Source organism: Pleurocapsa sp. PCC 7327, from assembly GCF_000317025.1.
Taxonomy (GTDB): domain Bacteria; phylum Cyanobacteriota; class Cyanobacteriia; order Cyanobacteriales; family Microcystaceae; genus Hydrococcus.
In genome coordinates this window covers 1,184,678-1,205,010 of the sequence record NC_019689.1, presented here as the reverse complement: position 1 = coordinate 1,205,010, position 20,333 = coordinate 1,184,678, and the positions used below count along the sequence as shown (strand labels likewise).

Annotated in this window: 20 protein-coding genes; 10 read left to right on the top strand and 10 right to left on the bottom strand. The window is 42.2% G+C overall.

Annotation, left to right across the window (positions count from 1 at the left end):
• Positions 1-5: 5 nt before the first annotated feature.
• On the bottom strand, positions 6-1,193 hold the full coding sequence (fmdA, locus tag PLE7327_RS05400; RefSeq protein ID WP_015142854.1) for a formamidase: 1,188 nt from the start codon (positions 1,191-1,193) through the stop codon (positions 6-8).
• Positions 1,194-1,763: 570 nt separating this feature from the next.
• On the bottom strand, positions 1,764-2,255 hold the full coding sequence (locus PLE7327_RS05395) for a hypothetical protein (protein ID WP_071880637.1): 492 nt from the start codon (positions 2,253-2,255) through the stop codon (positions 1,764-1,766).
• Between the two features lie 166 nt (positions 2,256-2,421).
• Between PLE7327_RS05395 and PLE7327_RS23155 the strand changes: the two genes are divergently transcribed.
• A complete protein-coding gene (locus PLE7327_RS23155; RefSeq protein WP_015142852.1) occupies positions 2,422-2,637 on the top strand; it encodes a hypothetical protein in 216 nt (71 codons plus the stop codon).
• A gap of 106 nt (positions 2,638-2,743) precedes the next feature.
• Here PLE7327_RS23155 and PLE7327_RS05390 read toward each other — a convergent pair whose 3' ends face one another.
• Complete coding sequence (locus PLE7327_RS05390) at positions 2,744-3,094, bottom strand: 2Fe-2S iron-sulfur cluster-binding protein (protein WP_015142851.1); 351 nt, start codon at positions 3,092-3,094, stop codon at positions 2,744-2,746.
• Between the two features lie 66 nt (positions 3,095-3,160).
• Here PLE7327_RS05390 and cimA point away from each other — a divergent pair, with 66 nt between their 5' ends.
• The 3 genes from cimA (at position 3,161) to PLE7327_RS05375 (ending at position 6,313) form a co-directional block, all read left to right on the top strand.
• Positions 3,161-4,786 carry a citramalate synthase gene (gene cimA, locus PLE7327_RS05385; protein WP_015142850.1) on the top strand — a complete coding sequence of 542 codons (1,626 nt, stop codon included), beginning with the start codon at positions 3,161-3,163 and terminating at the stop codon, positions 4,784-4,786.
• Positions 4,787-4,900: 114 nt separating this feature from the next.
• On the top strand, positions 4,901-5,764 hold the full coding sequence (locus PLE7327_RS05380; protein ID WP_015142849.1) for a DUF6473 family protein: 864 nt from the start codon (positions 4,901-4,903) through the stop codon (positions 5,762-5,764).
• A 27-nt stretch (positions 5,765-5,791) separates the two neighbouring features.
• Positions 5,792-6,313 carry an FkbM family methyltransferase gene (locus PLE7327_RS05375; protein ID WP_015142848.1) on the top strand — a complete coding sequence of 174 codons (522 nt, stop codon included), beginning with the start codon at positions 5,792-5,794 and terminating at the stop codon, positions 6,311-6,313.
• Here PLE7327_RS05375 and PLE7327_RS05370 read toward each other — a convergent pair.
• Positions 6,299-7,365 (bottom strand): ISKra4-like element ISPle1 family transposase gene (locus tag PLE7327_RS05370; RefSeq protein WP_144266088.1). Its coding sequence is split into 2 segments (ribosomal slippage): positions 6,299-7,209 and positions 7,209-7,365, totalling 1,068 coding nucleotides; the frame shifts between segments, so codons are not numbered across the junction. The genes PLE7327_RS05375 and PLE7327_RS05370 overlap by 15 nt on opposite strands.
• 45 nt (positions 7,366-7,410) lie before the next feature.
• Here PLE7327_RS05370 and PLE7327_RS05360 point away from each other — a divergent pair.
• Positions 7,411-7,716, top strand: coding sequence for a hypothetical protein (locus PLE7327_RS05360; protein WP_015142845.1), 306 nt, complete (start codon positions 7,411-7,413; stop codon positions 7,714-7,716).
• A gap of 45 nt (positions 7,717-7,761) precedes the next feature.
• On the opposite strand, the gene PLE7327_RS05355 is transcribed toward PLE7327_RS05360, so the two are convergent.
• From PLE7327_RS05355 to PLE7327_RS05345, 3 genes are all read right to left on the bottom strand, one after another.
• Positions 7,762-8,922, bottom strand: coding sequence for a Stf0 family sulfotransferase (locus tag PLE7327_RS05355; RefSeq protein WP_015142844.1), 1,161 nt, complete (start codon positions 8,920-8,922; stop codon positions 7,762-7,764).
• Between the two features lie 124 nt (positions 8,923-9,046).
• The gene (gene psbA, locus PLE7327_RS05350) at positions 9,047-10,117 is read right to left on the bottom strand and encodes a photosystem II q(b) protein (RefSeq protein ID WP_015142843.1); all 1,071 of its coding nucleotides are present in this window, start codon (positions 10,115-10,117) and stop codon (positions 9,047-9,049) included.
• A gap of 303 nt (positions 10,118-10,420) precedes the next feature.
• Positions 10,421-11,299 (bottom strand): NAD(P)-dependent oxidoreductase, encoded by an 879-nt coding sequence (locus tag PLE7327_RS05345; protein WP_015142842.1) that lies wholly within the window; start codon positions 11,297-11,299, stop codon positions 10,421-10,423.
• Positions 11,300-11,403: 104 nt separating this feature from the next.
• On the opposite strand from PLE7327_RS05345, the gene PLE7327_RS05340 reads away from it, so the two are divergent.
• Positions 11,404-12,597 (top strand): HhoA/HhoB/HtrA family serine endopeptidase, encoded by a 1,194-nt coding sequence (locus PLE7327_RS05340; protein ID WP_015142841.1) that lies wholly within the window; start codon positions 11,404-11,406, stop codon positions 12,595-12,597.
• On the opposite strand, the gene PLE7327_RS05335 is transcribed toward PLE7327_RS05340, so the two are convergent.
• Complete coding sequence (locus tag PLE7327_RS05335) at positions 12,594-13,271, bottom strand: YdcF family protein (RefSeq protein WP_015142840.1); 678 nt, start codon at positions 13,269-13,271, stop codon at positions 12,594-12,596. The genes PLE7327_RS05340 and PLE7327_RS05335 overlap by 4 nt on opposite strands.
• Positions 13,272-13,441: 170 nt before the next feature.
• Here PLE7327_RS05335 and PLE7327_RS05330 point away from each other — a divergent pair, with 170 nt between their 5' ends.
• On the top strand, positions 13,442-14,752 hold the full coding sequence (locus PLE7327_RS05330; protein WP_015142839.1) for an alkaline phosphatase PhoX: 1,311 nt from the start codon (positions 13,442-13,444) through the stop codon (positions 14,750-14,752).
• Positions 14,753-14,846: 94 nt separating this feature from the next.
• Positions 14,847-15,797 carry a prolyl aminopeptidase gene (pip, locus tag PLE7327_RS05325; RefSeq protein ID WP_015142838.1) on the top strand — a complete coding sequence of 317 codons (951 nt, stop codon included), beginning with the start codon at positions 14,847-14,849 and terminating at the stop codon, positions 15,795-15,797.
• On the opposite strand, the gene PLE7327_RS05320 is transcribed toward pip, so the two are convergent.
• Both PLE7327_RS05320 and PLE7327_RS05315 read right to left on the bottom strand, forming a co-directional pair.
• On the bottom strand, positions 15,784-17,025 hold the full coding sequence (locus tag PLE7327_RS05320) for a bifunctional cobalt-precorrin-7 (C(5))-methyltransferase/cobalt-precorrin-6B (C(15))-methyltransferase (RefSeq protein ID WP_015142837.1): 1,242 nt from the start codon (positions 17,023-17,025) through the stop codon (positions 15,784-15,786). The genes pip and PLE7327_RS05320 overlap by 14 nt on opposite strands.
• A gap of 18 nt (positions 17,026-17,043) precedes the next feature.
• Complete coding sequence (locus PLE7327_RS05315) at positions 17,044-17,664, bottom strand: cobalt-precorrin-8X methylmutase (RefSeq protein WP_015142836.1); 621 nt, start codon at positions 17,662-17,664, stop codon at positions 17,044-17,046.
• 215 nt (positions 17,665-17,879) lie between these two features.
• On the opposite strand from PLE7327_RS05315, the gene PLE7327_RS05310 reads away from it, so the two are divergent.
• Complete coding sequence (locus tag PLE7327_RS05310; RefSeq protein WP_015142835.1) at positions 17,880-19,133, top strand: FtsX-like permease family protein; 1,254 nt, start codon at positions 17,880-17,882, stop codon at positions 19,131-19,133.
• A gap of 267 nt (positions 19,134-19,400) precedes the next feature.
• On the top strand, positions 19,401-20,327 hold the full coding sequence (locus tag PLE7327_RS05305) for a histone deacetylase (RefSeq protein ID WP_015142834.1): 927 nt from the start codon (positions 19,401-19,403) through the stop codon (positions 20,325-20,327).
• Positions 20,328-20,333 lie beyond the last annotated feature (6 nt).

Here is a 20,333-nt window from a genome sequence, read left to right as displayed (position 1 = left end):
AGTTTCTAAGTTGGCAATATATTCTTGTCAAAAATTTCTGTTGGCAGGGCTAGGGTACAGCAAGCGTTGGGAATATCGACAATGCCGCTGACTCGACCTTCTACAGGCGCGCAACTGAGGAGTAAGTATGCCTGCTCTCCCGTATAGCCAAATTTCTTCAAATATTCGATCGCGTTCAAACAAGCGCGGCGATAGGCAACGTGAGCGTCTAAATAATATTGCTCCCCGGTAAATTCGTCTACAGAAATTCCTTCAAAGACTAAATACTCGGAGTAGCGAGGTTCCACTGGTCCCGGTTTAAAAATGGGATTAACCATGCCGTATTTTTCTACGCCGCCTTTAATGAGATCGACATGGAGGTCGAGATAACCTGCCATTTCAATCGCGCCGCAGAAAGAAATCTCTCCGTCTCCCTGAGAGAAATGGATATCTCCCATCGAGAGTTTCGCGCCTTCTACATAAACCGGAAAATAAATGCGCGATCCCTTCGAGAGGTTTTTGATATCGCAGTTGCCGCCGTGTTCGCGAGGCGGAACGGTACGTGCCCCTTCTGCCGCTACGCGATCGAATTCTGCCCCTTTAAGCGAACCCAGAATAGCATTTTCTGGGTTGGGCAGGGCAGCTAGAGGTGGAATCTGCGGCTTCCAGGGAGGACCTCCTTTTTCTACCAATGCCCTTTCCCGCGCGTTCCACTTTGCTAGCAGTTCGTGGGAAGGGGCGCAACCAATCAAACCGGGATGGGAAATGCCAGCAAAGCGAACTCCTGGGATGTGTCGGGAACTGGTATAGATTCCCTGAATATCCCAAATCGCTTTGGCTGGATTGGGGAAATGATCGGTCAAGAAACCGCCGCCATTGTCCCTAGCAAAAATTCCGGTAAAGCCCCATTCGTCTCCTGGTAGGGGGCCGATGTCGAGGAGATCGACCACGAGAATATCTCCGGGTTGAGCGCCGTTAACGTGAATGGGGCCGCTGAGAACGTGAACTACGCTGAGTTTTACATCGCGAATATCGTTGGGATCGTCATTATTTTTAATCTGTCCGTCAGTCCAGTCTTTGCACTCAATGCGGAAAACATCGCCGGGATTGACTGAAACGACGGCGGGAATATCGGGATGCCAACGGTTGTGACCTACTAATTCCTGTTCGTACATGGGCTTAGTTAGGTCAACTTTGAAGAGAGTTTTTGGCATAGAAATTGCTCCTCGGTTTGCTAACTTTATCTCAAGCTAAATTGTTTTTTAATCGCCTGAAATTTTTGAAAGAAAAATCATTGAGCAAAAGCTAATAATTGAAACCAAAGCATTTTGCCCTAAAAAGAAATTGGGCAAAATATAATTTTTGCCTAAACTTACCAATTTGACTCGATTGACTTTTTAAGGTTTAGCTAGGTTATCTTCTCTTACCAAAAATAGCTTTAATGTCAATTTTGCTACAAAGATCCTTTATTTTTGTTTAAAAGTTGATGAAGATCGAAATGATAATTATTATCAAATTTGTTTTAAAAAAATAGCGATCGTAGCAATTTTATTGGGTGTGCGAGTGCGAGCAAGATACTCGCACTACCGATTAATTGCTAATAATTCCCTGCACTTCTAGCTAGAGAGAGGATTAATAGGAAATTCTTGAGAAAGATTAAGATCAAAAATCTATCTAAAAATTTTTTATAATTAATCCCAAGAGAGTGTTACATTCGATAAGTTTTCCTACTAATCCAATTTTGGATAACAAAACTTATTTGCGATCGCTACAATTTATCTAGCTCAGATTTGAGTCGTCGCCGTCCAAATCGTCCACCCATCTATCAGCAATAAAAACAAAGTAAACACCAACAAAATCAAATACATCCAAGGTTGCGATAGCGGACGAATATCGGTAGTACCGATCCCCGTTTTTTCCTCAACGATTTTCACCAAACGAGCAAATCCTGCCACTCGCATTGGTAATAAATACGCTTGATCTGCCCCATGAGTAACGAAGTAATAAACCAATCCGCCTTGTCCGGTAGTACGCAGTTTTAAATCCTTAATTTCCGACCAAGATAGCGACCATCCCTTGCGAAAAAATAGAGAAAACCAACGAGGATAAGTCACTTGAATTTTCTCTTGATCTAGAAGAACTCGTTCGCTTAATGCTCCATACAAGAAAATGAATCCAATAACAATTCCCACCCATAAAATTAGAGGTGAAACAGGAGCAGATGTAACTTTTGCCAAGAAAGGTAAGGGAATAGTCAAAGCAATATATAAACTCATTAGAGTAATGCGAATTAAGAAAGAAATGCGAAAGATGGACGGTAAATTAAAATGATTTTCTGTCACGATTTTTTTTACAATTTGGTTACTTTACACTATTTGACATTTTCTCGTAGGTATTTGTGTTATACCAGAAATGTCAAGGGTCGATAATAAAGGAGGGTATATGTTCTTAATACATAAGCCTCATGGCGAGTTAGTAGAAGTTCTCACGATAGAAAACTTGTACGATCCGTGTCAAAACCAGATTATAGGAAGATACCACTGTGGGGAAGAATTGCAAGAACCTGAAACCTTTATGAAATCGGAGCTAATGTTTCCGTCGGGTGAATCGCTTCCTGTGTGTTGGTTAGATCCGAATTATCGCCAGAAAGCCGCTTAATTCTCTCTCTATTGTGAATAAGAATTGAAGAAATTCCTGTTGAACTGCCAGGATAACCTACGATCGCAAGTAGATTTTCCTAGCAGTTTTTTAGGAGTCTAAATTATTATTGTTCGACTGTTTCTTCAGGTGTCCAAACGTAGCGATCGCCCTGTCCCCAAAACCCATTATATTTGGTGATGCGAACATCTCCTAGCACTTTCGTTTGACATGCCAAACGACGATTTTTGGTAGGAGAATGGGGAGGCAGCGATCGCCTGGTTTTGTCTTTCCAGTTAGGTTCGGATACTTCACCTTCGATTTCTACCGCGCAAGTTCCGCAACTGCCAATCCCCATGCAGTTGATAATTTTAGCATTGCCGTTATAGAGATCGATGCCATTTTCTATTAACACTCGGCGTAAGTTGGCACCTTGAGGGCAGGTAATAGTTTTTCCTTGGGCTGTTACTGTAGGCATTGGCGACTACCTTCTCAAAAACTGTGTTTCTTTTCTTTACATAAGTTTACATATTGTAACGATTTCATGAGTACTGCTAACCAGATTTGGCTTTACGATACCACTCTCAGAGATGGCGCACAGCAAGAGGGAATCTCCCTATCTGTGGAAGATAAACTGAGAATTGCGCAAAAACTAGATGAAATGGGAATTCCCTTTATTGAGGGAGGATGGCCCGGAGCCAATCCAAAAGACGTACAATTTTTCTGGCAGCTAAAAGAGCAACCCCTGACGCAAGCTGAAGTCGTCGCCTTTTGCTTCACTCGCCGTCCTAACATTCCCGTCGCAGAAGATAAAATGCTGCAAGCGATTCTCGCTGCGGGGACTCGTTGGGTGACGATTGTTGGTAAATCCTGGGATCTCCACGTCACTGAAGGATTGAAAACCTCTCTCGAAGAGAACCTCAACATGATTCGCGACACGATCGCGTATCTTCGCTCTCAAGGAAGGCGAGTCATTTACGATGCCGAACACTGGTTTGACGGTTACAAGCACAACCCTGACTATGCTATGCAATCTCTCAAAGCAGCTAGGGATGCGGGTGCAGAATGGTTAGTTTTTTGCGATACCAATGGCGGCACGCTTCCCCATGAAATTAGTCAAGTTGTCAAAGAAGTTGTCAGAAGTTTATTAGAAGACTCAGCTACGATTCCCCGACTCGGCATTCATCCTCATAATGATGGAGGTACAGCGGTTGCCAACGCGATCGCAGCCGTCTTAGAAGGTGCGACCATGGTACAGGGAACGATCAACGGTTATGGCGAACGCTGCGGCAATGCCAATCTCTGTACGTTAATCCCCAATTTGCAACTGAAACTCGGCTATCGCTGTCTCGAAGATTGGCAACTGGCACAACTAACTGCAACTAGCCGTTTAGTGAGCGAGGTTGTCAATATGGCTCCCAACGATCGCGCGCCTTTTGTGGGACGTTCGGCATTCGCTCACAAAGGTGGACTTCATGTTTCAGCCGTCCAAAGAAATCCGATTACTTACGAACACATTGAACCGGAATTAGTCGGCAACGAACGTCGAATTCTCATCTCCGAACAATCGGGATTGAGTAATGTGTTGTCTAAAGCACGTAGTTTTGGGATCGAGTTAGATAAGCAAGATGCCACTTGCCAACATATTCTAGAACGCCTCAAAACGCTAGAGAATGAAGGATATCAATTTGAGGCCGCAGAAGCGAGTTTTGAATTATTGATGCGCGAAGCTTTGGGACAGCGATTGGAGATGTTTCAGGTGAAAGGGTTTCAAGTACACTGCGATATGTTAAAGTGGACGGACATGCCTTATAGTAATGCTCTGGCGACGATTAAGGTAGTCGTTAAAGGAGAAGAGATCCTGGAAGCAGCAGAAGGAAATGGTCCCGTATCAGCATTGGATAATGCATTGCGGAAAGCGTTAGCGAAGTTTTATCCAGAAATCGCCAATTTTTATCTAACCGATTATAAAGTCCGAATTTTAGATGGCGGTTCGGGAACCGCAGCCAAAACCCGCGTTTTAGTGGAGTCGAGCAATGGCAAAGAACACTGGACGACTGTAGGCGTTTCGACCAATATTTTAGATGCGTCCTATCAGGCAGTAATTGAAGGAATAGAATATGGTTTGCTATTAAAATCGACGGCAAAAACTGCTGTAACTTCAATTTAATTAAAGATTTTTTTCACTGCAAAAAAGCAACGATCGCTATCTTGTTCTACGTTTTAAACGACATAGCGATCGCTTTTTGCTAAGATAACTTTCAGTTACCTAAAAAAGCATTTTATGCAATACCAAGACAGGGATTGGGAAATTATTGATTATCAGGGATTTTATTTACCAAATGTGGCAGAAAAATCTTTTAGAGGACCTAAGCCTGAAATCTTAGAAGAAGGACAATATTTCGTTTGTCTGGGTGCTGCTCAAACCTTTGGATGTTTTTGCGAAAAACCTTACCCAACATTATTACAAGAAAAATTGAATATCCCAACGCTCAATATGGGACAAGCAGGCGCTGGTCCATACTGCTTTCTTGAGGACAAGTCGTTGCTGGAATATATTAATAAAGCTAAATTTGCCATAATCCAAGTCATGTCGGGAAGAAGTGAAAGTAATTCTTTATTTGATAGTGGCGGTCGCGAATATTTAACCAGATTATCTGATGGAGTAAAGATTGGAGCCGACCTTGCTTACAAAGAGTTAATAGAGCAATATGACCAAAATTACGTTAAAAAAATTGTATCCGAAACAAGAGCTAATTGGGTTAACAACTATCAGAAACTACTTCAACAAATCAAGGTGCCAAAAATTTTATTTTGGTTCTCAACAAGAGAACCGTTTTATATAGAAAAATATACAAATATTAATACTTTATTTGGAAGATTTCCCCAATTAGTTAATTCAAAAATGGTCGAGCAAATTAAAAAATATAGCGATGAATACGTGAAATGTATAACGGCTAGAGGAATGCCCCAACTACTGATTAGTAGATTTACAGGCAAACCAACTTCAATCGACAGCGGTAGAGAAGATTTACGCAACCTTTACGGCAGCAAACATATGTTTAACAAGTATTATCCCTCGCCAGAAATGCAGATAGATGCTGCTAAAGCACTTGAGAAAGTATGCAAAAAATATTTATTTAGATAAAAATCGGAATTGGGGAAAATATATTCAATGCTGAATGAAACAAATTTGCTCGAAAATAACTCCAAAAAAGAAAGTAAGTTAGCTAAAATTTTGCGATCGCAGATGGTTATAGTCGATATTGGGTCTAATTCGGGAAAGTATACCTTTGAAGTAAATAAAGCTCTGAGTAGTGGTAGTATCTATGCTATCGAACCCAATCCAATTAAGTTTGAAAAACTGAAAGAAAAGTGCCCTCAGTGGGAAAAAGACTCTGATAATAAGATACATCTTTTACAGATAGGTATCGGCGATCGCGACGGACAAAGCAATTTTTTCTTCTCTAATTCTCCTACTCATGGCAGCTTTTTAAAAGAAGATATCTCTCAAGTTAAGCAAGAACTAGACGATGCGATCGCTTGGGAAGAAATTACAGTAGATATCTATCAGCTTGATACTTTATTCAAACCGATTAAACCAGACATTATTAAAATTGATGTAAAGGGTAAAGAGTTACCAATTCTTCGGGGAGCATCCACTTTTGGAAGAAACACCCAATCAGACAGCAAGTAAACCATTAAGATAAGCACAACGAACAGAGAGGATGTGATTGACACTTTCAACATTCCACTGTGCGCCAGAAATTTTGATCCTTAAACCAATTTGTTTAATTGCAGATTCAACTGCCCCTGAACCGATAGAACATAATTGTTCAGCCTGATAATAGCTGTAATTGACAATGCGAGGGAGATGTTTTTCCAGATAAGCGATGAAATTTTTAGCTTGTTTACCTCGGCAATGATTAAATAGGGTCTTGGCCGCTTCTACCTGACCTTGCCACAACAGAGTTTCCGCAGCTTTGAGTCGCTTTAAAGAACCACCAACTTTATAAAGATTTTCCTTCAGGTGATACCAATCCAAAATTTCACAGCGAGAAAACTGGTCTTGTCCAAATTCTCTCACCAGATTCCAGACACCATCATGTCCATCTCCCAAGCAAACAAGAGGGTCTAACAACTGTTGGCTATTGACATAATCAATTAATGATTGGTTGTCATCAAAAAATGCACCATAGTAAATCCCTTGCAGACGAACGGTTTTATAGTCTCGCCAGTGGCAGCCTGCTTTCGGTTTACCCCTGAGTCGGACTTTTCCTCCATCTACGCTGACTTCTGAAACTGATTGTTTAGCAAGTGGTAGTTGAAAATCTTGTGACAGCACTAGTTGTTGTTGTGTTGAATGACCAACTTTTACTCCTGTCAATGCCTCAATCTCGATTTCTGCTTTTTGGTATGATTCGTTAGCTGATAACCTCAAACAGCACTTTTGAAGTAATGGACTTAGGCGAGTTCTTGGCTTTAAACCTAGTCTAATAAGCTGTTTGGCTTTTAATTTCAGTTCCCCTACTAGGCTTTTTATTTTCCTAGTTTTACCTACTTTTGTTCCAGTTTTTTGTTCGATAAAAAAAGGGCTATTTCTGGGCTGACTAGTTCTAATACTTGACTGCGAACTGTTTTTTCTATGCCTTCAAGGTCTGTCAGCTTACTTTTGTCTGCTTCTTCATACAGCAGTGTTGACAATTCTTGTAAGCAGGCTTTGATCCGTTCTTGTTTCTCTTGGTTCATTGTCAGCGATCGCACAGGATTATTTCCCTTTACATTTTCCCATAAATGGTAAATCTTCCAAAACTGGATGCTCCCATTCTTCGAGGCTGTGTAGGTATTTTAAAAACTGGAAAAGCTAAATTTTTAATCCAATTTAGCCATCAAGATTCTTCTGAAATTGAGATAAGTAAAAAGAAGATATACGAATTAATGAAATCCTTTGATTACTATCCAAGCAACTTCTATAGCATGGTTCTTTTTCGTAACCCGAAGCAAGATAATAAATATCGTTTTGATACTTTTAAGCTAGTTACGCGCCGACTGCTATCCCCCTCTGTTCGTCACTGGATTCGTGAGTTTATCAAAAAATAAATGTTAAGTCCGATTTAATTCAATATCGGACTTCCCAATTCAATATCAACTATATTTTTCTTGATATTTTTGTATTAAAACTTTCGAAAGATTTGATTGAAGTTTTTTAGATTTTAGTTTAATTTTGATCGCTCGATCGTCCCCAATAATTTTAAATTTTTTGGCAATTTGATAGAGCTTATACTGATATCGATTCAGAACCTTTACTCTATCCTCATCAATAATTTTTAGATATTTTAAAACTTGATTGACTTGCTGTTCTGGAGATGCTACAAATTGTTCGTACTCAATTACTAATGGGGAAATTTGACGCTGCTCAAAAAATTCCTCCCAAAAACGTTCTTCTTGCAAGATCCATTGGTAATAACCGTGCAATTTTTCGAGATCGGCATCTTCTATTTTAATTTTGTTAAGACTAGCTTGATAAGCTTTATACTTTTTATCGGTATCAATATGCCAAGTTTTTGTTTTTTGGGCAATGTATCCTGAAGCTGCCTGTGCGATTTTATCTCGCCTGATTAAATAAATAAAATTGAATCGAGCAAGTATTTCATCAAGATCCAAATTATTTTGCTCTCGAACGGGAAAAAAATGAGATATAAATTTGGTTCCAAAAACTCCATTTTCGGTGGTTCGATAGGTCATCAAATGCCGAAGATATCTAAGGCAATCGAAATGACAATTTTGCGTAAGGACTTGACTGGACTGTCTTAAATGTTCTTCGGGAAATCCAGCAATTTGCGTTGCTATTAAAGCTTTACATAAAACCGTCGAACCCGATCGCGCAGTAGAGGCGATCGCATAGGCAATTTTAGGTACAGTAAATTTACTGTCAGATGCCTGTAACAATGGGCGAGCTGACGCAACATTGACAAAAAGATCGGAAAATAACTTTAAAATAGGAGTTTCTAGATTTAATTGCTCAAGCTCTTGTTTGAGGCGATCGAAAATGAAATGCTCATCATCAATAGATGCAACGATAATAGCTTGGTAATTTAATAGATCGTCGCGACTGTAATTAAACCCATCTGAGTTTTCAGACAAGCAGTAATAATTATAATGACTATTAGTATTACTGCGAGCGAAAAAATTTTGTAAATATTGAATCGTTTCTTCTTCGCCAACAAAAAGTAAATTTCCGCGATCGCTCAGTTTTTTTAGTAAGCGAACTTCAGCAATGCGATCGAAGATTTCCTCTACTTTCATATTAATTTTTCTTCGCTTGCAGGTTTTTATCATTATATAGCGCAAAACTTACAAGTCTTGCGCTCAAAAAAAGAGCGTTTCAACAGGGAAACGCTCAAATTTAATCGAGTCATTGGAGGATTACTTAACTGATAGAAACAGCTTCACCACCTGCCAAAACCAGTGGAAAGTGATGGGTATTCGGCGCGTGCATTGCTCTCAAACCCAAATTGGCACGATTGATTAGGTCGGCGTCGGTATAAATTGGATGACCGTGGCTGTCGAGAATGGATTGGTTGAAATTGAAACCGTTGAGATTGAATGACATCGTGCTAATGCCCAGTGCAGCACACCAGATACCTATCGTGGGCAATGCAGCGAGCAAGAAGTGGATGGCACGGTGATTGCGCATGGCCAGACTGGGGATGAGAAGGCGACCCAGATAGCCAACATGTCCAGCAAGCAGATTATAGGTTACTTCTTTTTGACCGAACTTGTAACCAGCATTGATCGATTCCTCATTTGTAGTTTCTCGAATCAAGCTGGACGTGACCAAAGAACCATGCGTGGCAGCTAACAATGCGCCGCCAAATATGCCAGCAACTCCTAACATGTGCAGCGGATGCATCAAGATATTGTGATTGGCTTGGAATGCCAACATAAAATGGAACGTACCGCTGATACCCAGAGGCATTCCTTCCGCAAAAGCCCCTTGACCGATGGGATAAACCAAGAATACGGCTGTGGCGGCTGCGGCAGGTGCCGAGAATGCCACGGAAATCCAAGGACGCATCCCCAAGCGATAGCTGAGTTCCCATAGACGACCTAGATAGCACCAAATGCCAATCAGGAAGTGAAGAATAATTAGTTGATAGGGACCGCCATTATAAAGCCACTCGTCCATGGAAGCCGCGTCCCAAATCGGATAGAAATGTAGGCCAATCGCAGCAGAAGTGGGAACGACGGCAGCAGTAATAAGATTGTTCCCGCCCAATAAAGAACCGATTATGGGTTCCCGAATGCCGTCCATATCCACTGGGGGAGCGACGATAAAGGCAATGATAAAACAAACGCTGGCAGCGATGAGGGTGGGAATCATCAAAACACCAAACCAACCAATGTAGATGCGATTGTCGGTACTCGTTACCCAATTGCAAAATCCTTCCCAAATCCTGCCAATGTCTAACTCGCGGCGACGTTGAATAACGCTGGTCATAGCCATTAGCTCCTACTATGAAAACTACAAGAAGATTTTTGGAAATTTCAACTAAAAAACTCTTGAAAAATTCTAGGATTTTTTATCTTAATCTACATCTATTGTAAAATGAGCATTAGAGAGATAATAGCCTTATTGTTGCTTTTTGAATTAATTTTTATCAATTGGTAAAAGTTTTTAAAAAAGTCAACCAATCTAAATTTTTTTATAAAAAACTTAATATCTAGAGTTTTTTAGAATTTCCGATAGGATTGAAGAAGTCAAATTTTTAGAGAGGAAAACCATGGTTTTCCTCTTTTTTCGTTAAATTCTACCTTTTAAAGCTTCTAACTCTTCTCGTAGCGATCGCGGTTGATAACCTAAAGCAAAAGCTTTAGAGCTATCTAAAGAAGTATCGGGAGAACGAGGAGCAGACATCGGTACATCTTTTTGTTGGCAAGTTTTGATATTTTCTTGCGGAAGTTCTAAGATTTCTGCCAATAAGCGACCAAATTGATAGCGAGAAATGCTTTCTTTGCCACCCAAATGAAGCAGTCCTGCAATCTGTTTTTCTAGGGCTAATAACAGTCCGCTAGCTGCCGTCGAACCACTGACAGGCGTTCTAAATTCATCGGTAAATAAACTGAGTTCTTTTCCTGCTTTGAGGATCTCGATAAAAGGTTGAATAAAACTACCGGCCACCGGAGAAGCAACGCCAAACATTAATGGCATTCGACAAATGGCAGTCCTGGGATAGCATTCCAACATTCCCCGTTCGGCGAGGACTTTTTGCTCGCCGTAATAGCTAATCGGAGAAACGGGATCGGTTTCTTGATAGGGGGGATTGAGACCGTTAAAAACTAGGTCAGTGGAAGTAAAAACGCAAGGAATAGCGCGATCGCTACACAAGCGGGCAATATTTAGGGAAGACGTAACATTGATGGCATAAGTTTCATCGGGATGCTCTTGACAAAAATTTGGCTTGGATTGAGCGGCGGTATGAATGACGGCTGCTGGTTGAATGTCTGTAAATAATTGTTTGAGGGCATGAAAATCTGTTAGCTCGACCTTGAGAAGCGTAACGCCGGGAATTTCAACCGCATGGGTAAAATAAGTCCCCCAAACGTCCCATTTTTGTCGGGCTTGCTGACAAAGATTCCAGCCCAAAAAACCGCTAGCCCCTGTGACTAAAAGTTTTTGCATAAGAACTGGTCATTGGTCGCTAATAACCGAACACTGTTAAGTGTAACTCTGCCATAATTTTTAATAGGGACGATTCGGTTATTGCTGGGGCAATGAGTTTATCTATGAAACGGCTAGGCGTATATTTGAGTTTGCTAGCAATCGGCGCGGGCGCAGGAGTAGGAGGAGGTTATTACTTACTTTCCCAACAATCTAAACAGATGCAAGAAACGCCCCAGATAGTTCCCACCGCTTTTAGTAAAACCTTGCCGATTCCATCGGGTTCGGCATCCCAAGAAAATTTAAACTTTATTGCCAGGGCAGTACAAAAAGTAGGACCCGCCGTCGTGCGGATCGATGCAGCTCGTCAGGTGAGCCAACAAATTCCGGACTCGTTCGAGCAACCCTTTTTTCGACGATTTTTCGGTCAAGACTTGCCAATTCCCAGAGAATATATAGAGAGAGGAACGGGATCGGGATTTATTCTTAGCGCCGACGGACGCTTGCTTACTAACGCACATGTAGTCGAAGGCGCAGCTCGCGTTAAGGTAACGCTCAAAGACGGTCAGGTGTATGACGGTCAGGTAGTAGGAATAGATAAGGTAACGGATGTAGCGGTGGTGAAAATTAACGCCAGCGACTTACCGACCGTGACGCTTGGCAATGCAGAAAACTTGCAACCGGGAGAATGGGCGATCGCAATTGGCAATCCTTTAGGTTTAGATAATACCGTCACGGTAGGAATTATTAGCGCTTTGGGTCGCTCTAGCAGCGATGTCGGCGTTCCCGACAAACGAGTCAGATTTATCCAAACCGATGCCGCGATCAACCCCGGTAACTCTGGCGGTCCCCTTCTCAACGCCGCAGGCGAAGTCATCGGTGTCAATACTGCGATTCGTGCCGACGCTCAAGGGTTGGGTTTTGCCATTCCCATCGAAACCGCCCAGCGAATTGCCGAACAACTGTTTACAAAAGGAAAAGTGGATCATCCGTATTTGGGAATTCACATGGTTACACTGTCTCCCGAATTGCGAGAAGAACTCAATCGAGACAAAGAACTCAACTTAAACATCTCTACGGATCGAGGCGTATTAGTCATCCGCGTCATCCCGAACTCGCCCGCAGCAGAGTCAGGTTTTCGAGCGGGAGATATCATTGAGAGAGTCAGCGGTCAAAAGGTAGCCACGGCTACTGACGTACAAGAACAAGTCGAAAAGAGCCAAATTGGAACGACACTAAAAGTCGAAGTCAATCGCGATGGCGATAGGAAAACCCTTGCCGTCCAACCCGCAGCGTTTCCAGCGGAGGCAGAAAACTAATTTACTAGACGCTCGCAGGCATATCCTTTTTCTTTCCACGCTTGTAAATCGACATTCGCCAACTCTTTGACATCAAAGCAGGGGGGCTGAATCAATTGGCTAAAAAATGACCAAACTATGCTGCGAGTTACATCTAGTGTGGTCTTCAGTCTGGATTCTCGATTGCCCGGAATTCCTTTTTCTTGGACAGGATCGATTTCGACTGCCATTCCTTGAGCGCCTAGTAAAATTTTTGCCATCCATTCCGCCCGTTCTATATGACTGCCAGAAGTGACTAATTTAACTTTGTGAGCATTCCAGCGACGTAGAATTGGCGCGCTGAAAAAGAAATTGCCAAAAGTTGAATCGGCACATCTTTCTAACCAGACTTGCTCCAATCTAGCGCCCGCTCGTTGAAAAATGAATAAGATACAGGGATCGTCAGAACCATGTGAAATTAAGAAGGGAATATCTGGATAGTCTTTTGTCAACCATGCTGCATGAATTTCTCGTTGGATACTACCTCCCAATACCAACACGGCATCTACAGGTTTCGAGGCATTGGAAGGCAATCGCACGGCAATATTGAATAACAAACTAGCTAGCATCGCGCCTAAGATAACGATCGCGACTACTTTGAGCAGTCTTTTTCGTTGCTTGCGAGCTAATTTGCGGCGCAAATCCAGCTTTTTCACGATTAAAATAACCAGAAGTGACCAAGATAACCTTTACCATTGTTACACTTCTGTTGCCCTTGTAAGACAGCGATCGCGTAGGCTTATCGGCAATATCTAGTCAATTGCTCGAAAAATTAGGCATATTAATAGAGTTTAGTTTTCGACCTCGAAGAATCTCCGAAAAAACTGTGGCTTTATCTCGACGAAATTTTTTGACTTTAGCGGGTGCAGGTGCTGCTACTTTTGCCTTAGCTTCTCTGCTGAGGAATTATTATGTGAGGGCAACTACAGGTCAATCTCTATTGGCGAAAGGATTTGGCGAACTGATTCCCGATCCCAATGGAATTTTAGATCTTCCAAAAAGATTTCAATATCGCATTCTTTCGCAAACGGGAAAGCTGATGAGCGATAATAATCCCGTGCCAACCAGTCATGATGGCATGGCAGCTTTTCCTGGCAAAAATGGAGCAACAATTTTAGTCCGCAATCACGAACTCAGTCCGGGACAAACTCCCGCAGTTATGGCAGCAAATACTAATAAATACTACGATCGGCGCTCGAGTGGGGGAACGACGACTCTAATTGTGGATAAAGATCGCCAAACCATTGAAGAATTTGTGTCTCTTGCTGGTACGAATCGTAACTGTTCTGGGGGTTCAACGCCTTGGGGGTCGTGGATTAGTTGTGAAGAAGACGATTTAGCACCACAATCTTCCGATCTCAGCCATTTGACAACAGAATCTATCAAGCACGGCTATAATTTTGAGGTTTTTGCTGATGGAAAAATTTCCCCTCCTCTTCCCCTTGTCGCAATGGGACGTTTTCGACACGAAGCGATCGCAGTCGCTCCCAAAACAGGCTATATTTATCAAACCGAAGATCGAGAAGATAGCTGTATTTATCGCTTTCGTCCTAAGCAAAATGGTAACTTAAAAGCGGGGGGAATTTTAGAAGCTTTAGTTATCAAAGATATGCCTGCGGTAAATACCAGCCTCGATTTTCCGATGGGCAACCCTAAAAAAGTAGAGTGGGTCAAAATTGAAGAAGTAGACCCCGAAAAAGATACGCTCCGCTATGAAGCACAATCGAAAGGAGCAGCTATTTTTAGGAGAGGGGAAGGAATTTGTTTTGGAAATGGCGAAATTTATTGGACTTGTACCAACGGAGGAAAGGCAGGGACAGGACAAATTTTTCGCTACAATCTTGCTTCTGAAACGGTAGAATTATTTGTCGAATCGCCAGGAATGGAAGTCTTGGATTATCCCGATAATTTAATCCTAACTCCTTTCGGTCATTTGATGGTTTGTGAAGATGGATTGGGCGAACAATTCTTAGTAGGAATTACTCCCGAAGGAGAATACTATCACTTCGCTCGCAATGCTTTTAATAATAGCGAATTTGCCGGAATTTGTTTTGCTCCCGACGGACAAACTATGTTTGTTAATATTTACGATCCTGGAATTACTCTGGCAATTTGGGGGGAGTGGAATCAAACATAAATTATTGCTGCGCTCGAAGACAATAATATTTTTCAACCTTAAAGTAGACCGGTTAGATAAGGTTAATTATAAGTAACAGATACGAGTAGAAAAGATGCGAGAACTCTATCCACCAATTGAGCCTTACAATGAAGGCAAATTAAAAGTTTCCGATTTACATACAATCTATTTTGAAGAAGTAGGCAATCCTCAAGGAAAACCCGTTATTTTTCTTCATGGCGGACCAGGTGGTGGCATCGATCCTATCTATCGGCAATATTTCGATCCCCAACAATGGCGAATTGTTCTTTTCGATCAACGGGGTTGCGGGAAAAGTACGCCTCATGCTGAGTTGCAGGAAAATACAACTTGGGATTTAGTCGGCGATATCGACAAACTACGGGAACATTTAGGAATTGAAAAATGGGTAGTTTTTGGAGGGAGTTGGGGGAGTACGCTGTCTCTTGCCTATAGTCAAACTCATCCTCAACGTTGTCAGGGATTAATATTACGAGGGATTTTTCTACTGCGAAAAAAAGAATTGCTTTGGTTTTATCAAGAAGGCGCTAGTAATATTTTTCCCGATGCTTGGGAAGAATATCTGAAACCCATTCCTCCTGAAGAAAGAGGAGATCTCATCTCGGCGTACTATAAACGGTTAACTAGCGAAGATAAAGAAATCAGATTGCAAGCTGCGCGTGCTTGGTCGATTTGGGAAGCAAGTACAAGTAAACTTTTTCAATCTGAGGATCTGATTCAAAAGTTTGGAGAAAATCAATTTGCTGATGCATTTGCCAGAATTGAATGCCATTATTTTGTCAATGGTGGCTTTTTTAAAAGCGAAAATCAACTGTTAGAAAATATCGATCGCATTCGTCATATCCCAGCAGTCATCGTACAAGGACGCTATGATGTAGTTTGTCCGATGATAACAGCTTGGGAACTGCATAAAGCATGGCAAGAAGCAGAATTTATCATCGTTCCCGATGCCGGACATTCTATGACAGAACCAGGAATTCGCAGTGCTTTATTAGATGCCACAGATAAGTTTGCTAGTTTAACCTAGCCGTAATAATAGTAACGGGATTTAATGGAGAAAAACGGGTCATATTTCCGATGGGAACGGAACGGGATATTTGTACTTGTAATAAACGATAACTCCAATCGCGATCGCGCAACCAAACCAAACTACTATTTAAATGTTCTAAAGTCGCTAAGGCTAATACTAGAATCCCATCAGAAGCTATTTTTCTTTGACACGTTTCTAAAATATCAAGTAAATTCCCACCGCTACCTCCAATAAAAATCCGGTTGGTTTCTGGTAAATCAGTTAGTATCTCTGGTGCATTTCCATGAATTGGAATAACGTTAGAAACTTGCAAGCGTAGGCAATTTTTTTTAATCAAATTAATTCCCATCGCTGTTTTTTCGATCGCATATATTTGCGAGGAAGGACACAGACGAGCTATTTCAATCGAAACCGAACCCGTCCCAGCACCAATATCCCAAATAATTTGTCCATCTTGTAATCCTAATTCGCCCAAAAGACAGAGGCGAATTTCTCTCTTGGTCATTAAACCAGGTCGATCTTGAAAACTTAAAAATATGCTATCTGGCAATCCTAATAAAGGTAGATTTTCAACATTTAATGGTCGTTCTTTCTCCTCAGATTGACGCAGTAGAATAACGATATTGAGATCGGCAAAATTATCCGCTAGTAAATCGGCTAATTCTATTGCTGAAAACTGAGAAACTTTTTCTTGAGAATCTTCTAAATTTTCACAAATCCAAAAATCATATCGCGTCGGCAAATCCAACCCTAAATAAAAACGAGCGATCGCGCTTGGATTATTCTTTTCATCTGTCAAAATAGCAATTTTTTCAAAACCTTGTTGTAGTAGAGGGGTTAACTTTTCTAAAGACCGTCCGTGAACGCTAACAACTTTTGCATCTTGCCAAGGAACTTTAATTCGATTAAATGCTAATTGTACTGACGTAAGGTGGGGATGAAATCTTAATTGTTCTGATGGAAATTTTTCTAACAGCAAACGCCCCAATCCAAAAAACAAAGGATCGCCACTGACTAAAATAATAACTCGTTCGTCTACATGCTGTTTGATTTCTTTAATGACTTCAAGAAAATTGCTTAAAATTAATTTTTTAGCTGGATGTTTGGGGAAATAACTTAAATGGCGATCGCTTCCAACCAATAAAGTTGCATTTTCTACAATAGCTCTAACGTTCTCTGACAGTCCTGCCGCTCCATCTAATCCAATTCCAACAACTTCTATCATTATTTATATTTTTAATAATTATAAATTCTCCCACGCTAGCACTAATAATGCATTTAAAATTGCAGCAGCGACGGGCGATCCTCCCTTGCGTCCTTCTACTCGAATTTGGGGGACGCTTAGCCGTGCCAAAGCTTGTTTCGACTCTACCACGGAAACAAATCCCACGGGCGCACCAATAATTAATCCTGGTTTAAGGTTTGACTCAGAAATGCGATCGCATAATGCTAGTAAGGCAGTAGGTGCATTACCAATGACATAAATTCCCTGGGGGTATTGCTCAAAGCATCTTAGAATTCCTATCTCCGTGCGAGTTCTGCCTGCATCGGCTACTAAAACTTGCTCGACAGCAGCCATCAAAAAATTGTTAAAAGTTTTTGCTACCATGGTTGTTATACCCTGCTTAACCATGCCGACATCGGTAATGATGGGCACTTTACGGCGCAGGCAAGCCATACCGGATTCGATCGCATCGGGACTGAATCTTAATAACTCGGCAAATTCAAAATCAGCGGTGGTGTGAATAACCCGACGGGCGATCGCGTATTCCCAAGAATTTAAGCTATGATTGCCAATCTCTTGGTCGATAATCGCAAAACTCTGTTCGAGAATGGGATGATTTAACCGTTCTCCGTCGCGCATAATCTTCCGATTTTGAGGATTTATAGCGTTTTACTGGAAAATTTTCGGAATTCAGTTTCCCAGTTGACACTCTAATTACTGTCCCACTCGCTGTTACATAACTTAATGGATTCGGAAATAATAAATATTACGTAAACTTCGTCAAGTTCCGAAACCCAACCCCAATCCGCTGAATCTTTCAGCAGGCGCACAAAAACATAGTCCTCTAATCTGCTATGGTATCCATTGCTCGTAAGAACCTACTCGAAGACTTGCCTCGTTTCTTAGTTGCCCAGGCAGGTATCATGTTTGCCGTTAGCCTAGTGACAATCCAAACTGGCATTCTCAACGGTTTTTCTCGCTCTACAGCCCTCCTCATCGATCGCTCGAAAGCAGACATCTGGCTAACTTCCGATCGGATGGTTCAATTCGAGTATACAGAACCATTGACCTACGCACAACTAGAAGAGGCAAAACAAGTAGAAGGAGTCGAACGGGCAGAACCTATTACTCTTACTACGTCGAGATGGTATCCAGCCAACAGTACCGAAAGTAGTTCCGTGCGCATCATTGGTTTCGACCCAAACGGAAGACTCTTTCAACCGGGAGATATTACGCAAGGAAGCCTAAAAGCGGTATCTAACCCCTACACTATCATGGTAGAAGGAAGTCGCATAGAGGAACTACACATCAACTCTATCGGTCAGATGGGGAAAATCGGAAGCTTGCCCGCTCGCGTAGACGCAGTTACCGAAAATACTCAATCTTTAGTAGCGTCTCCGTTTGTCTTTACATCTCTTAAGAATGTTAATACCTACATGAGTGCTGGGTATACCTCTAGGGTCAACTGTCAGGCAAACGAAAATGGAAAGTTCGATTGTACGACAATTTATGAGAAGGCTTCTGATGCCGAAACCAAGCAGTCGCAGATGCCTCCACTCAAAGCCTTGAGCTTAACCGATCCCGTTACCTATATTTTGATAAAAGCTAAACCGGGTCAAAACATGGAAGCGCTCAAAAAGCGCCTGCAAGAGACCATCCCCGGAACGACTGCCTATACTAAGGCAGAAATGTCGCAAAAAACGAGAGATTACTGGAAAGTTCGCACGGGCGTTGGCGTGATTTTGGGTATCGGAGCGGCAGTTGGGGTAATCGTCGGCATGGTCGTTGTGAGCCAAATTCTTTATTCTTCCGTGTCCGAACACATTAAGGAATTTGGTACCCTCAAAGCAATCGGCGCGTCGGATAAGCTGCTTTATGGGGTTATCGTAGAGCAATCGATCTGGATGGCAGTTTTGGGCTATATTCCAGGAATGCTGATCTGCCTAGGCTTGAGCGCAGCCGTCGCCGAACAGGGAATTATCATTTTGATTACTCCGGGAGCGGCAGTTGGCGTGTTTGGTATTATTGTCGCCATGTGCATCGGTTCTGCGTTTCTCGCCATTCGCAAGGTAACGCGAATCGACCCTGCGATGGTTTTCAAAGGCTAATCCTGGTTAGTAGTTAGTAGAGATACTTGAAAACCTTACGTGTAGGGTGGGCTAATACTAGCCCACCCTACAATTTATATCAAATCTGAACGAACAAACACAATAACCAGTAGTGCGAGCTTCTAGCTCGCGTTCGAGCAGGCATGAAAAGCGAGCAAGACGTATGCGCTTACGCACACGCTACGCGAACGCACCGCACTCCATATTATGGTCAATTATGGTCAATGAAACGGATTTAATATTATTTAGTTGATAATTGCTGTAAGAATGAGTTTACCGATCGTCTACCATCCAGACTACATTGCGCCATTGCCAGAGGGACATCGCTTTCCGATGTCTAAATTCAAACTCCTTTACGAATTGCTACTCGCCGACGGCATCGCTCAACTCGACTGCGTTTACCGTCCAGAAGTCCCGTCGCGGGAGTTAATTGAATTAGTACATCTACCAGAATACGTGCGAGCCTATTGCGAGGGAACGCTCGATCCGAAGGCACAGCGCCGCATTGGCTTGCCTTGGAGTCCCGCTTTAGCCAATCGGACTTGTGTTGCGGTCGGCGGAACGATTCTGACGGCTCAACTGGCTTTGCAATATGGATTGGCTTGCAATACGGCAGGGGGAACTCACCATGCTTTTCCGGGTTATGGTTCGGGGTTTTGTATTTTTAACGATTTAGCGATCGCAACTCGCGTCTTGCAACAACTCGGACTGGTCAAAAAAGTCCTCATTGTCGATTTAGACGTTCATCAAGGCGATGGAACGGCTTGTATCTTTCAAGACGATCCCAGCGTTTTTACTTTCTCGATGCATTGCGAAGCGAATTTCCCCAATAACAAGCAAAAAAGCGATCTCGACGTGCCGCTACCCGTTGGTTTAGATGATGACGGCTATTTACACATCCTGGCTAAATATCTCTCCGATGTACTCTCTCAAGTCCAACCCGATTTGGTGTTGTACGATGCTGGCGTAGATACTCATGCGAGCGATCGCCTGGGAAAATTAGCCCTAACGGATCTGGGAATTTATCGCCGCGAAATGCAGGTTTTGACTACCTGTTTGGCAGCTGGCTGTCCTGTTGCTTGTGTCATTGGCGGGGGATACGCCGACGATCTCCAAGGATTAGTCGCTCGGCATTCGCTCTTGCATCGAGCTGCTAAAGTAATTTACCAGCAATGTTTGGCAGTGCCTTCGTAACCAAAA